The organism is Phyllobacterium brassicacearum (assembly GCF_003010955.1).
In the GTDB taxonomy this organism is placed as follows: domain Bacteria; phylum Pseudomonadota; class Alphaproteobacteria; order Rhizobiales; family Rhizobiaceae; genus Phyllobacterium; species Phyllobacterium brassicacearum.
The window spans coordinates 337,388-351,931 of record NZ_PGGO01000002.1 but is presented as its reverse complement, the minus strand read 5'-3'; the positions used below and the strand labels follow the sequence as shown (position 1 = coordinate 351,931).

At 56.2% G+C, this 14,544-nt stretch carries 14 protein-coding genes; 5 read left to right on the top strand and 9 right to left on the bottom strand.

Annotated features, from left to right (window positions below; translation table 11 throughout):
• Nucleotides 1-20: 20 nt before the first annotated feature.
• The 8 genes from CU102_RS04600 to argH all read right to left on the bottom strand — a co-directional run bounded on the left by CU102_RS04600 (nucleotide 21) and on the right by argH (nucleotide 9,003).
• On the bottom strand, nucleotides 21-1,298 hold the full coding sequence (locus CU102_RS04600) for an ABC transporter substrate-binding protein (RefSeq protein ID WP_106709818.1): 1,278 nt from the start codon (nucleotides 1,296-1,298) through the stop codon (nucleotides 21-23).
• Between the two features lie 15 nt (nucleotides 1,299-1,313).
• Entirely contained in the window at nucleotides 1,314-2,348 is a 1,035-nt protein-coding gene (locus CU102_RS04595; protein ID WP_106709816.1) for a LacI family DNA-binding transcriptional regulator, read from the bottom strand.
• Between the two features lie 292 nt (nucleotides 2,349-2,640).
• Complete coding sequence (locus tag CU102_RS04590) at nucleotides 2,641-3,516, bottom strand: polysaccharide deacetylase family protein (RefSeq protein ID WP_106709815.1); 876 nt, start codon at nucleotides 3,514-3,516, stop codon at nucleotides 2,641-2,643.
• A gap of 11 nt (nucleotides 3,517-3,527) precedes the next feature.
• Nucleotides 3,528-4,922, bottom strand: a complete 1,395-nt coding sequence (locus CU102_RS04585) for an MmgE/PrpD family protein (protein ID WP_106709813.1) — start codon at nucleotides 4,920-4,922, stop codon at nucleotides 3,528-3,530.
• A gap of 76 nt (nucleotides 4,923-4,998) precedes the next feature.
• Nucleotides 4,999-5,829, bottom strand: a complete 831-nt coding sequence (locus tag CU102_RS04580; protein WP_106709812.1) for an ABC transporter substrate-binding protein — start codon at nucleotides 5,827-5,829, stop codon at nucleotides 4,999-5,001.
• A gap of 65 nt (nucleotides 5,830-5,894) precedes the next feature.
• Entirely contained in the window at nucleotides 5,895-6,665 is a 771-nt protein-coding gene (locus CU102_RS04575) for an amino acid ABC transporter ATP-binding protein (RefSeq protein WP_106709810.1), read from the bottom strand.
• A gap of 11 nt (nucleotides 6,666-6,676) precedes the next feature.
• Nucleotides 6,677-7,552, bottom strand: a complete 876-nt coding sequence (locus tag CU102_RS04570; RefSeq protein WP_106709809.1) for an amino acid ABC transporter permease — start codon at nucleotides 7,550-7,552, stop codon at nucleotides 6,677-6,679.
• Nucleotides 7,549-9,003, bottom strand: coding sequence for an argininosuccinate lyase (argH, locus tag CU102_RS04565; RefSeq protein WP_106709808.1), 1,455 nt, complete (start codon nucleotides 9,001-9,003; stop codon nucleotides 7,549-7,551). Before argH ends, CU102_RS04570 begins: the two co-directional genes overlap by 4 nt.
• A gap of 177 nt (nucleotides 9,004-9,180) precedes the next feature.
• Between argH and CU102_RS04560 the strand changes: the two genes are divergently transcribed.
• A complete protein-coding gene (locus CU102_RS04560; RefSeq protein WP_106709965.1) occupies nucleotides 9,181-10,098 on the top strand; it encodes a LysR substrate-binding domain-containing protein in 918 nt (305 codons plus the stop codon).
• A gap of 10 nt (nucleotides 10,099-10,108) precedes the next feature.
• Here CU102_RS04560 and CU102_RS04555 read toward each other — a convergent pair whose 3' ends face one another.
• A complete protein-coding gene (locus CU102_RS04555) occupies nucleotides 10,109-10,531 on the bottom strand; it encodes a GNAT family N-acetyltransferase (RefSeq protein ID WP_245425196.1) in 423 nt (140 codons plus the stop codon).
• A 490-nt stretch (nucleotides 10,532-11,021) separates the two neighbouring features.
• Between CU102_RS04555 and CU102_RS04550 the strand changes: the two genes are divergently transcribed.
• The 4 genes from CU102_RS04550 to CU102_RS04535 all read left to right on the top strand — a co-directional run bounded on the left by CU102_RS04550 (nucleotide 11,022) and on the right by CU102_RS04535 (nucleotide 14,544).
• Nucleotides 11,022-12,347: an ABC transporter substrate-binding protein gene (locus CU102_RS04550; RefSeq protein ID WP_166648464.1), complete on the top strand. Its 1,326-nt coding sequence runs from the start codon at nucleotides 11,022-11,024 to the stop codon at nucleotides 12,345-12,347.
• 87 nt (nucleotides 12,348-12,434) lie between these two features.
• Nucleotides 12,435-13,391 carry a carbohydrate ABC transporter permease gene (locus tag CU102_RS04545; protein ID WP_106709963.1) on the top strand — a complete coding sequence of 319 codons (957 nt, stop codon included), beginning with the start codon at nucleotides 12,435-12,437 and terminating at the stop codon, nucleotides 13,389-13,391.
• Nucleotides 13,388-14,341: a carbohydrate ABC transporter permease gene (locus CU102_RS04540; protein WP_106709805.1), complete on the top strand. Its 954-nt coding sequence runs from the start codon at nucleotides 13,388-13,390 to the stop codon at nucleotides 14,339-14,341. Before CU102_RS04545 ends, CU102_RS04540 begins: the two co-directional genes overlap by 4 nt.
• On the top strand, nucleotides 14,338-14,544 hold the full coding sequence (locus CU102_RS04535) for a hypothetical protein (RefSeq protein ID WP_106709803.1): 207 nt from the start codon (nucleotides 14,338-14,340) through the stop codon (nucleotides 14,542-14,544). Before CU102_RS04540 ends, CU102_RS04535 begins: the two co-directional genes overlap by 4 nt.

The window sequence follows — 14,544 nt, the reverse complement described above, 5'->3', positions numbered from 1 at the left end:
GGACCAATCTGTTGACCGTATTACTCGACGGGGCAGGCGCCTTGGCTCGCTGCATCCGGTGCCCAGCAAGGCGCTTTCGCATCGCCCATCAGTTTGCTCAAAGCGGCCGCTTGTTCGTTCAAAACGTCAGCAACCGGCTCGCCACGTATGACGACGCGCTGAAATGTATCCATATAGACCTTGTTGAATTCGCCGCCGCGGTCACCGAGGCCGACAGGCAGCAGCGAGATGACCGCGTCCTGTGCATGCTGCGTGGCATCCACACCGGCCGCAAGCATGGCAATTCCAGGGTCGATATCGCTAGGAAGTTTTGCGTCGACAGTCGGGAAGAAACCGACATTCTGTGCGGTGAGAATTTGGGTCTCCGGCCTGGTCAGATGTTCGATTACGGTCTTGGCCCCGGGTTCGTCAGGTGCTCCTTGCGGGATGGCAAGGCCCGCCACGACCGGCATGTAGCCACGGCCCTTTGGACCTGCTGGCGCTGGAAAGATGACATACTGATCGGGTTGCGCGGTAACTGCTTCCTTCAGCCGCGCAATGTGATCCCATGCCACCCAGACTTCATCGGCCAACAGCGGTTCCTGCATGAAATTGTAATTAGTTGAGTTCGGATTGACGACAGCCCAAAGTTGCTTGAAACTTTCCCAGCCCTTTGCGGCATCCAGCGACTTGAAGGGACGCACGACACCGCCGGTGAAAGATGGATAAAAGTAACCCTGGAAGTAACGGGCCATCAGCCCCTTTGGCCCGGCAGGGAAACCAATGCGCGGCTGACCGGTCTCTTCCTGCATCTTGCGACCCCATTCAATCAGCTGATCGTAGGTGAGCTTGTCGATATCAGCGCCTTGCGGCAGGTATTGCAGCGCCTGTTTGTTGGCGGCCATCACATAGGTTGCCTGCATCCACGGGATATATTGCTGCTTGTCCTTTCCAAGCTTGCCGAGATCGAGAAGCGCCTTGGGCATACCCTTGCCTTGCAGCTTTTCGGCAAGATCATCGAGCGGAACAAAGCCGTCTTTTGCCGCGATCGGTGACAGTTCGCCGTGAAGTGCGCCAACCAAGCTGATTGTATGTTTGCCGGCCTGGCGTTCCGCTTCCATGCGCACGGCAAATTGCGGCGGCTCCTCGACGACATACTCGACGGGCGCAGGAAGGTCCTTAAGGATGACATTGCGCACAGCGGTCGCTTCTTCGATGGGGCGTAGCTGAGTTGAGAGAAAAATCGTCTCCGCTCGGGCCAACGTACCCGCGAAAAGGCTCGAGGCTGTCAATAGCCCGATGAACAGGGATCGTTTCATTGCATCTCCTCCATTTCATTCGTAAGTATCGGCGTCGTTGACAGCCAGTTGTTGTGATCGGTGATGGCTGGCACGTGGCAAAAATTCGAGAGGGTGGATCTCCTGCAGCAATTCAGGTGCTTCACCATTGATTGCTCGCAGCAGCAGGGTTGCGATGCGTACGCCGATATCCTCACCATTCATTCGCATGGTCGAAAGCGGTGGATCAGTGAATGCGCTCATAGGCAGATCATCATGACCAACAATGCTGACCAGGTTTCCGTCTGGAACCTCCCTCAATGCACGCAATGCACCGACGGCCATTTCATCGGTTGCACACAGGATTGCCGTCGGCTTGATCGTTGCGCTCATCAGCGCTTTGGCTGCAGCGTATCCGCCGTGTTCGGTGGGGTCGCCCTCGACTATGAGTTCGGATGTCAGCTTGAATCGGTTCAGTGCATCTTCCCAACCCAGTCGTCGATGATGGGCGAATGAAAATTCCTGTGGTCCGGCGATATGGCCAATAAGGGTATGGCCATCAGCAATGAAACGCTCGGTTGCATCGCGGAAGCCGGAAAAACCGTCCCCATCAAGAAAAGCGTGCGGTTGCGCCGATTCCGTGCGCCCATGCGTGACAAAAGGAATGCCGCACGACTGAAGAAGTTCGACTCGTTCATCACGGCGTTTGGTACGTACGAGAAGCATTGCGTCGACGCGCTGCCCACTGACAAAGCGTCGGCACATTTCCAGTTCACTTTGGCCGCGGGGAACAGGCGCGATGACCAGATTGAGGCCTGATAGCGCGAGTTGTTCGGCACATGCTGACAGAATATCGAGAAAGTGAGGCGGGCCGATATGACCGGGTGCTGCGGGAAGCGTCACGGCAACAAGTTCCGCACGTCGACGACGAAGGCGCCGGGCCGAGGCATTGGGTTGATATCCCGCGCGGGCCGCAGCATCCACAACCCTCTGGCGTGTCTTGGCCGAGACATCGGAATAGCCATCCAGCGCCCGTGAAACGGTCGTAATTGATAGGCCAAGCGATTGCGCAAGCTGTCTCAAGTTGGACATACTTCCTCCCGGAGTGCGCTTGCATAATTCTCCAAAACGTTTTGGAGGTCAACTGGCGACACTGCCGCTCACGCTGTGCACGCTCGTTGATCATAGCGGCTATGTTCGTTTACTGGTCACATCTGAGTTCAGGCTCACCAAACTCGCGTGACCCGGTCTCGCGATTGTCGGCGCGACGAGCGAGGTAGTCGGGTGCGGTTCAATTCCGCTCAAGGCGGTCATCATGTCGACTGCTCTTGTCTTCACCGGGAAATGGCTACTTTTGGCGAACAAATTGCTTGGCTGGTAGCACTCACCTATCCTGATCACCTTCGAGATGTTCAAAATGACCGGTAATTTCGGCGCCAGTCGCGATCCAGACGTCGCCCTTTGCCTGAACGTGCAGCAGAAATTCCCTCAGGATGTGCCAACGCATTGGCCTCCCTGAGACTTGCGGGTGCAGGACAAGTGTTGTTATTCCGCCCCAGGCATGCGTGGCTTCAAACTCATCGATCCATAACGGAAGGACTGCGTCGCGTCCGAACAGCGGGCGTGGACTCGTCCTGCTTGACATGCCGAAGTTCCAGTCATCGAAAGCAAAATTGACCGGGATTTCCACCAGTCCGGGCCTGCCGTCCGCGAGCCTATGACGGTATGGCAGTATGTCGTCCCGAAACGAACTCGAGTAACGGACGCCCGACTTCGCCAGGTAAGCAAGAAGTTCTGGGAAATTTTCGCCCGACGGCGCGCGATAGCCAATCGGCGTGACGCCCAGAGCCTGTTCCAGGGCTTCGAACCCCCGATCTATTTCCTCAAATGCATCTTCAAGCTTTTCCCGGTCTGGCATCTTATGCAGATAGCCATGATGGCCGATCTCATGACCCGCCTGCACGATGGGTTCACATGCAGCCGGATGTGCCAGCGCGGTCCAGCCCGGAACGAAGAACGTTGCCTTGAGGCCCAATTCCTTCATGAGTTCGAGTATTTTGGCAATGCCGACGCGTGCGTCGTAGCCGCCATGCGACGTTGTAACCATGCGGTCGATGTTCGACGGATTGTTGCCAATCCACGCGGTTTCCGCGTCAACGTCAAAGCCAATGAAAAGCGCGCTTTTCGCGCCGTTTGGCCATGTGATCGGCGGCGCCTCAAACGCTGGATTCAGAGGGCGCGGAGAAAGATCATAAGTCATGCTAGAATCCTTCAGCAGAAGGTTGGCCGGTTGTCGGCGTTACCGGCAAGCAGTGTCTCGAACCGGCGGCAATCATTGAGATGTTCAAGCTTATCGAGCATATCAAATAGGTTTGACACCTGACTGTCCTCCAGGCTCATGCCGGCAAGGTAGCGGAACTTGTCGTCGATTGCCGCGCGCTGCATTGGCCGCTCAGATGAACCGGTCGCACGCGGGACCATGCGTGAGGCACGGGATCCGTCAGAAAATGTCAGCGTCAGGACCGGTTCGTCGAGTGGCTGCATGGCCCGGTCGACTTCAAGCTCCATCTGTTGCATGACAGCCCCGATCCGCGGATCCGACCGGCGGTGAGCGGAATAAGCGTCGAGTCCGGCAGTACCGAAAACACAACGGGCGGCGATTGCGTATGGTAGACTCATCTGTGTTCCCGCCATGGAACTGCTGGCTTTGTGACCACACATGCCCATCAGCATTTCGCTCAGCTGCAAATGCATGGATACGATCTCATCAGGCCGTCGTTCCGTTTCGTGGAGCAGATCTTCCAGGGCATCGACGGCCGAGTGAGCGCCACGGCAGGAGGCGTATGGCTTCAACACGGCCCGGTCGACTTTCCAGCTCTCCCCGAGCGCCGCCGAAAGCTGTTCCGGCTCGCCCGATGATTTGTTGAAAGAGCGGAAAAAGCCACCCCAGACATTATCAAACACCCTCGACGGGCCTGCAAATCCTTCAGCGGCCAGCGTGGCGGCCAACAATCCACCCTCCGCGGCACGCCCGGCGTGAATTTTCTTGGCTTGGGAGCCATCGTGGATGAACGCCCACAACCCCGAAGAAAAACTTGTCGCCAGCGTCATGGCATCAAGGCATCCCTGGCCTGGCAGACCTTGCAGATTCGCCACGGCAGCCGCTGCGGCCAGCGTGCCGCAGGTGCCTGTAGAATGCCAACCAAGACTATTATGGCTGTCATATCCGCCAGCAGCTTCGAGTATGCGGCGCCCGACATCGTAACCAGCGACGACGCTTGCGATCAGCTGCTGGCCGCTGACTGCCTGTTCCGATCTGGACACGGCCGCCAAAACGGCGGGCATGACCACCGCACCCGAATGATCGCACCCGCCAGCATCGTCGAGTTCAAAAGCGTGGGCCGCAACACCATTGACCAGCGCCGCGTCTCGCGCGGGCGCAAAGGCTTGCGTGCCCCAGAGACGGGTTTCGCCTTTTCGACCCGCAATTTTGCGCGCCAGACCGAACTCCGTCGACCGCGCTCCGGCTAGTGCCGCTCCCATTGTATCCGCGATGTGGATTTTCGCCTTGGCAACGATATCCGTTGGAATGTCTTCAAAACGAAGGCCTGCAACAAAGGCTGCAAGGCGTTCGATCGGCGTATCGTGTGTCTTGGCAATGTACATGGAACGATCTTTTTTGCGGGGAAGGAACGAAGCGACGATCCCGGCGACACGGCCGCCGGGATAGCGATGATTTACGCTACTTCACAGCTTCACCGTTGATGTAGATGCCGTCCAACAACGTGCCCTCGAGGCCGTACCTGGCGAAGATTGCCTTGTATTCGCCAGATGCCATCAGCGCTTGCAATGCGGTGGCATAGGCATCGCGCAACTCCGTGTCCTTCTTTGCAAAAGCGATGCCCTGATAGACGGCAGTGAAGGGCTCGCCGATAACAGCGTACGTATCCTTTTCCAACGTCATCAGGTAGGGAAGCGTTTCTGAACCTTGTACAGCTGCGTCGAGGCGCCCTTGCTTGAGCTGGGCACGGGCATCCGCGGAACCTTCGGTTCCCACGACGACGATCGCCGGCTTGCCAGCGGCCTCGCAATTGGCGGCGCTCCACTTGGCGGTTTCATCGGGGAAGGACGTGCGCCGGCTCATGCCGATCGTCTTGCCGCAGAAATCGGCAAGCGTCTTGAATTCGTCCTTGCGGGCGAATGAGGTGTAGAACTGGGCTCCCGACTTCATATAGTCGACGAAGTCAAGTGTATCGCGGCGCTTGGGCAGATCGCTCATGCCACTATGAATCAAATCGACACGGCCGGTGGTAAGAGATGAAATCATCTGCTCGAAACCGATATCGGCCCATTCGACCGTTGTTCCGAGCTGCTTGGCAAGAGCAAGGCCAAGGTCAATATCAACGCCGGTGAGCGTATTCGTGGCCGGATCCTTGTATTCCATAGGCGGATAGTTCGGCTGATTGGCAACAGTGACCTTACCTGCCGTCTTTATTCGTTCCGGCAAACCTTGAGCGTGGACGGCGGTCGCTGCGAGGCATGTGAGCGTGAGTATTGCGAGATGCTTCTTCATAATTTCCCCTTGTTTGATCGATCGTTGTGAATGAATCCAATGCTCGCTGAGGAGCCGCTCTATGTTCAGCTGTGAACGGCCTTGATGAATTCTGCCGTTCTGGCACTCTTCGGAGCGCTGAGAACTTCCGATGCCAATCCGAATTCCACCATCTTCCCGGCCTCCATGAAGGCGACCGTGTTGGCGACGTTGCGTGCGAATCCGAGTTCATGTGTCACAACGATCATCGTCATGCCGGAGGCGGCGAGATCCTTCATGACGTCAAGCACTTCCGAGACCAGTTCCGGATCAAGTGCCGATGTCGGTTCGTCAAAGAGGATAAGGTTGGGGCGCATTCCCATGGCTCGCGCAATCGCGACGCGCTGCTGCTGCCCGCCGGAGAGCTCGGAGGGGTAATGGTTGGCCTTTTCCGCCAGTCCAACCCTCTCCAGCAAGGTTCTGCCGCGTTCCTCGGCGTCCTTGACCTGTTCGCCAAGAACATGCACCGGACCTTCGATGACGTTTTCAAGTGCGGTCATGTGGGGGAAGAGGTTGAACCGTTGAAACACCATGCCGATGCGTCTACGCTGGCGTGAAATTTCGACATCGCTGATCTGATAGAGGTTGTCGCCTTCGCGGCGATATCCAACCAGTTCGTCATTGACCCAGATGCCCCCGCCATCCATTCGCTCCAGAAGGTTGATGCATCGCAGAAGCGTGCTTTTGCCCGATCCGGAGGGTCCGATGATGCAGCATACTTCCCCGCGGGTGACCTCCAGACTGACCTTGTCAAGCGCGCAGAAGTGACCGTAGTTCTTGGTGACGTCGATTGCCTTCACGAGAATGTTCTTGCTCATGTCTCGCTCCTTCACACCGCTGAACGGATCGACTTGGAACCGCGCCCGAAATAACGCTCGATGTAATGTTGGCCGACAGAAAGGAGTGACACTACAAACAGGTACCAGAAACTCGCGACCAAAAGCAGTTCAAGCACACGTGTGTTGGCGAAGTAGATGATCTGGGCATTATGCAGGATTTCCGAATATTGGATGACGCTGGCAAGCGAGGTCAGCTTCACCATTCCGATCACTTCGTTGCCAATCGGTGGCACCATGACACGCATGGCCTGGGGAAGAACGATGCGGCGCAGCATCTTCATCTGCGTCATGCCGATCGTACGGGCTGCCTCATATTGGCCGCTGTCGACTGACAGCAATCCGCTTCGCACGACTTCGGACGTATAAGCCCCCTGCGAGATACCGAGACCGAGCACGGCCGCCACAAACGGTGTCATGATGTCTACGGTCCTGAATTCGAAGAGACCGGGGATGCCCATGGTGGGAAAAATGAGCGCCAGGTTGAACCACAGCATGAGCTGCAGCAGGGCTGGCGCTCCGCGAAAGACCCAGACATATCCGATGGCGATGGATGACAGAACCGGATTACCGGAGATCCGCATGATTGCGATAACCACGCCCAGGACGATGCCAAGCGTCATGGCAGCTACAGTCATGACAAGCGTATTGTAAAGGCCCGCCAATATGGCGGGTGAGAACAGGAACTGGGAGACGTAACTCCACTCGATCTGCCCTACGGAGAATGCCCGGACCAGCGCCGCAAGCAGGGCCAGCACCACGGTGGCCGCAATCATCCGTCCGACATGCCGCTTCGGAACAAGTTTTAGATGCGCGATCTCATATTGTTGATCGACGGCGATTGGAAGGGCTGTGGTCGCTGTTGTCATCCCTTGACCTCATTGGTTTGCCGGGAAATTTTGGCGCTGGCAGGAGCGGCCATGGCAAAGGCGTGGCTGTCGGCGAGTGCCGCGCGAAATCGTTCGATCTGCTCTCGAACCCGAACCGGCGCCGTAGCCCCATAGCCGGTGCGACTTGCTACTGCACGATCGAGTTCGATCGCCGTCAGCATTTCCGGCTTTAACCTTGCGTCGATCGCTGCAAGATCGATCGCCGTCAAACCAGCGAGGTCATGCCCGCGATCTTCGCAGTATTGAACGACGGAGCCTGTGATTTCATGTGCTTCAGCAAAAGGAATGTTCTGACCGACAAGCCAATCGGCAACTTCGGTTGCGAGGGTGAAGCCGCGTGGTGCTTCTTCACGCAGCCTGACTATGTCGAAATCAAGCGTCGCTACCATTCCCGCAAAAGCCGGCAGGACTGTATCAAGAATATCGATGCTTTCGAACATTGCCCGCTTGTCTTCAGCAAGGTCCCGATTATAGGCGAGCGGCATACCCTTCATGGTGGCCAGAAAGCCCGCAATGTTGCCGATGAGGCTGCCGGACATGCCGCGTGTCAGTTCGGCAATGTCCGGGTTCTTTTTCTGCGGCATGATCGAAGAACCGGTGGAATAGGAATCGTGCAGCGTTACCCAGCTGAACTGTTTTGAGCTCCAGATGCAAATTTCTTCGGCAAGGCGGGAGAGATTGACCGCGACCATGCCACAAATAAAGAGAAATTCGGCAACATGGTCGCGGCTTGCGACCGCATCTATGGAATTCTCGCATGCACCGGCATAACCGAGTTCGATTGCCGATAAATCGGGCCGACGGGCGATTGCGGAGCCGGCAAGGGCGGCGGCACCGAGTGGAGACCGGTCGAACCGGCGGTCCCAATCGCGAAAGCGCTCGATATCGCGGAGCAATGCTTGGGCGTGCGCCATGAGGTGGTGACCAAGAATGATCGGCTGTGCAGGCTGAAGGTGCGTAAAGCCCGGCATTACAGTGTCAACGTGGCGGCATGCCTGATCGACAAGCGCCTCTTCCACGGAAATCACTCCGGCCATCAACTTTCTAACTGTCCGGCGCAAGTAAAGGCGTGTGTTGTTCGACGTCTGGTCGTTGCGTGAGCGACCGGCACGCAACTTGCCGCCAAGCGTGCCCAGCCGGGCAATCAGTAACCGTTCCAGAAACGTGTGCACATCCTCATCACCGTCGACCGGTACCTCACGCTTGTTCGCGACATCCCGCTCGATCGCATCGAGCGCCTGGCGGATGGCGGAGAACTCTGCATCATCGAGCACGCCAGCGCGTCGCAGCTCAGAGGCATGGGCTCGAGAACCGGCGAGGTCTTCAGCATAGAGCCGGAAATACGACTGTGGAGCGCGGGAGAGTGTCAATAACGCTTCGGACGGCCCAGCCTTGAAACGTCCGCCCCACAATTTCGTCGGCTCAGTCATCACTGTCTCCTGAAGTGTCCTGTGTATTTCTTGAGCAGGTTTCCACATGCCGTTTTTTCCGGCAAGCGAAGTTATTTCCTTGCGATATGACGAAAACGACTAGGTGAATTCGCAATCGTGATTTGATACATTCACTCCAAGGCGTCGGTCAAAGTGCGCCAGGGAACAGATAATCGCATGACGTCAAGTCGGCCCAGACTGCCATCGACGACCGCCCTTCAGGTTCTGATCGCCATTGCGGAGCGGGGCTCCACGAGCGCAGCTGCCGAGAGCACCTCGCTTTCTCAAAGCGCCGTCAGCAAGCAATTACTCGCGCTGGAGGGGCTAATAGGCAGCCCTGCTTTCCAGCGGACTGCTAGAGGGATGCTTCCGACAAAGGCTGGACTTATTTATATCGAGCATGCCAGGACGGCTCTGAAGGCGATGGAGGATGCATCACTTCAGGTTGCACGGTTGAGACCAGACCCGCATGTTCTACGGTTGCAGGTTCTTCCAATTTTTGGAGACCGGTGGCTTTTGCCTCGTTTCGCCGGATTTGCGGAGAAACATCCCGAGATAGATGTACAGTTCACCACCTTCGTTTCGTCCACACAGACGGAGGAGCCTGACGGCATCTTCCGGTTTGTCCGCGGTCCGCTTACGGGTGAGGATTCGGTATATTTGTTTGGCCGTGACGTCGTGATTGTGAGTGCGGCATCCTATTGGGACAAGATCGGTATGCCGGAAAGTATCGAGCATTTGGCAACCGGCGTTATGTTGGAGCATCCGCAGACAATGCTGCACTGGCAGGATTTTGCCTTTGCCAATGGATGCCCGGATCTCATGCCGCGGCACACTATCCGGTTCGGCTATTACACCATGGTAATACGCGCCGCCCTGGCTGGGCAGGGGATGGCACTGATCCCGCGCGGACTTATACTTGACGACCTTCAGTTGAAGCGGCTTGTGAACCCGCACGGCTACTCTTACCGGAGCGATTGGGGATATTGGTTCACAACTCCACAGGATGTTTCGGGGGCCTATTCAATGAAGATGTTCAAGAACTGGCTTATGGATGAGGCGCAAGCCATGCTATCCGATCGATCAGCGCTCTGAGATGGCGTTATCAGTTCGTTTCAGAGGTCATTTTCTTTAGAGCATGACCGTCCACCCGGTAGAACAGTTTGTCCTGCATTCGGCTCGCGCCAAGACTATCGTAAAAATCGAGCAACTGAGCATCATTGCAGTCAGCGGTCCAGTCGATGCGGCTAAAACCGCGTTCCAAACACAGCGCCCCAAGGGCTTTAATCAATTGCTTTCCAATGCCAGTTCGCCGCTGGCTCTTTGAGACGAAAAGTTCTTTCAGGAACAAGCCGGGCTGTAGCCCTGGGCCAGGAAATATCCCGGAAAATGCTGCAAAGCCGACAATGCGATCGTTCTTCGCAACAAGGATTTCGGCTCCCACCGGTAGATTGCGCAGATTTTCCAGAATCGACTCGCGTGGTGGACAGAACACGTTGTAGTGGGCCTGCATTTCCTCGAAAAGCATGGCCAGGTCATCGTAGTCTGCTTCTTCAAGCAATCTAAGGTCCAACAACACGTGTTACTCCGCCGGTCATCGCTAAGGCAAATCGCTTCCATTTCGCCAAGTATAACAAGGGAAATCTAGCCTTATCCTTAACGATATTTGCCCGGGTGCTGTTCCAGAAAGCTCCTGATAACGCTGCCAAGACTGGGCCGTGGGCAAGTCTATGATCGGGTTGTACAGGCGCATGCTGTTCCGCTGATCCTCAGCTATCGCTGTGACGCCCTGCCTGAAACCGCTCTGCGGACCGCCGCCCACCTCCCTTATATCCCATTTGTTTATCGCACTTTTCCAGTGTGCGGCGCAGCAACGAATCCCACTTGAAATGTTGAGTAAAATACGTATTACTAAACAATGCTACTCAACACGATGGAGAGAGATCGTGTGGGTATTAAGGGAACAAACGATATTTTCGAGGGCGACGTGGTGTCGCTCATGTATCTGGGAGGAATGCATGAAAACGATGAAGCAAGCCCTGCTAGGGGCGACCTCGGCGCTTGTGCTGTTCACCGCAGCGCCAAATCTGGCGAAAGCCGATGAACTCACCCTCTGCTGGGCGGCCTGGGACCCCGCCAACGCCCTGGTTGAACTGTCCAAAGACTTCACGGGCCAAAGCGGGACGACAATGAAGTTCGAGTTCGTACCGTGGCCTAATTTCGCAGACCGTATCCTCAACGAACTCAACTCCGGCGGAAAGCTATGCGATCTGCTGATCGGCGACAGTCAGTGGCTCGGCGGGTCAGCGGAAAACGGCTACTATGTAAAGCTCAATGATTTCTTCGACAAGGAAGGGATCAAGATGAGCGATTTCGCTGACGCTGCGGTCAACGCCTACGCGACATGGCCGAAGGGCACCCCGAACTATTGGGCACTTCCCGCCATGGGCGATGCCAATGCCTGGTTCTACCGCAAGGACTGGTTCGCCAAGCCTGAGATACAGGCCGAGTTCAAACAGAAATACGGACGCGACCTCGCAGCGCCAGCGACCTGGGATGAACTGAAACAGGTTGCCGAATTCTTCAACGGCCGCGAAATCGATGGGAAGAAGGTTTATGGTGCCGCGATCTTCACCGAACGTGCTTCCGAAGGCATTACCATGGGCGCAACAGGGGCGCTCTACCCCTATGGCTTCAAGTATGAAAACACGCCGGGCAAATACGACATGGAAGGTGCGGTCAATTCACCTGACGCGGTTGCCGGATTAGAGGCCTACAAGGCGCTCTACAAATGCTGCACGCCACCCGGTTACACCGATGCCTATATGGGCGAAAGCCTTGACGCATTCAAATCGGGACAGGTGGCGATGGCAATGAATTGGTTCGCCTTCTTCCCTGGCCTCTACAAGGATGAGAAAGTTGGCGGCGACAAGATTGGCTTCTTCGTCAACCCCAAGGAAAAAGTTGCGGCCTCGACGCTCGGTGGACAGGGAATTTCCGTCGTTGCCAATACCGACAACATGGAAGGTGCTCTTGCCTATATCAAATGGTTTGCCCAGCCAGATGTCCAGAAGAAATGGTGGTCGCTTGGCGGTTATGCCGTACACAAGGCGGTATTGACCGATCCGTCTTTCCCGGAGAGCCAACCTTTTGCGGCAGACTTCCTCGTGGCTATGAACCAGGTGCAGGACTTCTGGCAGGAGCCATCCTACGCCATTCTCCTTCAGGCCATGCAAAAACGGCTTCATGACTATGTCGTCGCCGACAAGGGGACTGCGAAGGAGGCCCTCGACGGGCTGGTCGCGGATTGGACAGAGGTCTTCAAGGATGATGGGAAACTCTAGGTAATCCTGTCCTGAAATGACTGCCCGGATGCGATATCATGCCGGGCAGCCATGCCAAAGTTCCGCAAAGAAACTCAGGTGACTTCTGTGACCGATACAAGTTCTTCTCTTCTGGGGAAGGCCGCCAACGCTACTCCGGCGCCCATCGCTTCCCGAATTCGCGGCATATCCGATCGATCCATGGCCTGGCTATTCATTACGCCAGCGATCGTCTTGCTATTGGCCATAAATATATTTCCGTTGATCTGGGCCATCTATCTCTCATTCACAAACTTCAGGGCAAACCGGCCAAATGCTCCTATCGAAGGTGTTGGCCTGAGCAATTACAGCCGGGTACTGAACGATCCAAATATTTGGCAAGCGATGCAGACAACGGCGCATTTTGTCTTCTGGACGATCCTGCTGCAAACGTTGATCGGGTTCTCCCTTGCCTATCTGATTGACCGGAAATTCCGTGGCCATGCCTTTTGGACGACAGTCATCCTGGTTCCGATGATGTTGTCGCCGGCCGTTGTAGGCAACTTTTGGCGGTTTTTGTACCAGCCGCAGATTGGCCTCTTCAACTACATTGTTTCCTTCATCACCGGGGTTCCGCCGTCTTCGTTCGAAATGCTGGGTTCGGTTCAGCTTTCACCCTGGGCGATTATCATTGTCGATACCTGGATGTGGACGCCTTACGTCATGTTGATCTGCCTGGCCGGTCTGCGCTCGATACCCGATTACATCTACGAAGCCGCCGAAGTAGACCGTGCATCGCTCTGGCGCCAGTTTTGGTCGATCACGCTACCGATGGCACTTCCTTTCATCATGCTGGCGGTGCTCTTCCGTGGCATCGAAAACTTCAAAATGTTCGACATGGTGACGCTTCTCACGGGGGGCGGACCGGGTTCGACCACCGAAGTTGCCTCGATCACGCTGAAGCGGGAGGCATTCGAAAGCTGGCGCACGGGCCGGGCGTCTGCCTTCGCCATTATTCTGTTTGTCGCGGTCTTCGGCCTTGCCAACATCTATGTGAAAGCCCTCAACAAGGTGAAACAGCGATGAGCTCTGTCAACACCGCCCATTCGGTCGTCGAGCCGAGCCGTACTTCAAAGCGCATCGCTGCGACCATCGTCATCGCCTATGCAGTGATCACGATGATCCCGCTCGTATGGATCGTTCTGACCAGCTTCAAATCCCCGCCGGATTCAATCAGCTACCCGCCGAAAATCGTATTTCAGCCGACGCTGGAGGGTTATTGCAACCTGTTTACAACGCGCACGCGGCAAACCTCCGAGTACATCACTTCGCTTGGGGCACCGACGAGTACCTGCGATGAAATCACGCGAAGCCGCAACATGGTCATCGCCGGGCCTTCGAACTACTGGCCGCGTTTCCAGAACTCGCTGGTGATCGCTTTCGGCTCGACATTCCTCGCCGTCTCGCTCGGCACTCTTGCAGCCTACGGATTTTCGCGTTTCAAGGTTCCTCTCGCGGAAGACCTTTTATTCTTCATTCTCTCGACGCGCATGATGCCGCCCATCGCCGTCGCAATCCCCATTTATCTGATGTATCGCGAGCTAGGTCTGTCTGACACCGCGCTGGGCATGATCCTGCTTTACACGGCCGTAAACGTCTCGCTTGCCGTCTGGCTCCTGAAGGGTTTCATCGACGAAATTCCGCGTGAATACGAAGAGGCAGCCATGATCGACGGTTACACGCGCATGCAGGCCTTTTTCAAGGTCGTCCTGCCACAGGCGACCACGGGCATCGCCGCAACGGCCATCTTCTGCCTCATCTTTGCCTGGAATGAATACGCCTTCGCGGTGCTCTTGACGTCGGGCGCAGCCCAGACTGCGCCGCCGTTCATTCCAACGATCATTGGTGAAGGCGGGCAGGACTGGCCGGCCGTTGCTGCAGGAACCACGATCTTCGTCGTACCGATCCTGGTTTTCACGATCCTTCTGCGCAAGCAGCTGTTGCGCGGTATCACTTTTGGAGCTGTACGCAAATGACGGCGCAAACACCTGTCCCCTCGAAACAAAAACGGCCGTTCTTTCTGAGGCGCGGTCCTATGGAGAACATTGCGACTGGCCTGATCGGCCTCGGCTTCCTGATGCTGTTCCAGCCCTTCCTTCTGATCTTTTACACATGGTCGCTGGTCACACTGCTGGCGGGTACTCTCATCTTCATCATCGTTTCAAAATTTCCGGAGTAG

What these genes read in the sequence shown, in the direction of transcription:
- CU102_RS04555 (WP_245425196.1), bottom strand. Translation starts at nt 10,531, where the DNA reads ATGCTTTTCGAGGAAATGCAGGCCCACTACAACGTGTTCTGTCCACCA.
- CU102_RS04575 (WP_106709810.1), bottom strand. Translation starts at nt 6,665, where the DNA reads ATGAGCAAGAACATTCTCGTGAAGGCAATCGACGTCACCAAGAACTAC.
- CU102_RS04595 (WP_106709816.1), bottom strand. Translation starts at nt 2,348, where the DNA reads ATGTCCAACTTGAGACAGCTTGCGCAATCGCTTGGCCTATCAATTACG.
- CU102_RS04560 (WP_106709965.1), top strand. Translation starts at nt 9,181, where the DNA reads ATGACGTCAAGTCGGCCCAGACTGCCATCGACGACCGCCCTTCAGGTT.
- CU102_RS04550 (WP_166648464.1), top strand. Translation starts at nt 11,022, where the DNA reads ATGAAAACGATGAAGCAAGCCCTGCTAGGGGCGACCTCGGCGCTTGTG.
- argH (WP_106709808.1), bottom strand. Translation starts at nt 9,003, where the DNA reads ATGACTGAGCCGACGAAATTGTGGGGCGGACGTTTCAAGGCTGGGCCG.
- CU102_RS04600 (WP_106709818.1), bottom strand. Translation starts at nt 1,298, where the DNA reads ATGAAACGATCCCTGTTCATCGGGCTATTGACAGCCTCGAGCCTTTTC.
- CU102_RS04585 (WP_106709813.1), bottom strand. Translation starts at nt 4,922, where the DNA reads ATGTACATTGCCAAGACACACGATACGCCGATCGAACGCCTTGCAGCC.
- CU102_RS04570 (WP_106709809.1), bottom strand. Translation starts at nt 7,552, where the DNA reads ATGACAACAGCGACCACAGCCCTTCCAATCGCCGTCGATCAACAATAT.
- CU102_RS04535 (WP_106709803.1), top strand. Translation starts at nt 14,338, where the DNA reads ATGACGGCGCAAACACCTGTCCCCTCGAAACAAAAACGGCCGTTCTTT.
- CU102_RS04540 (WP_106709805.1), top strand. Translation starts at nt 13,388, where the DNA reads ATGAGCTCTGTCAACACCGCCCATTCGGTCGTCGAGCCGAGCCGTACT.
- CU102_RS04590 (WP_106709815.1), bottom strand. Translation starts at nt 3,516, where the DNA reads ATGACTTATGATCTTTCTCCGCGCCCTCTGAATCCAGCGTTTGAGGCG.
- CU102_RS04580 (WP_106709812.1), bottom strand. Translation starts at nt 5,829, where the DNA reads ATGAAGAAGCATCTCGCAATACTCACGCTCACATGCCTCGCAGCGACC.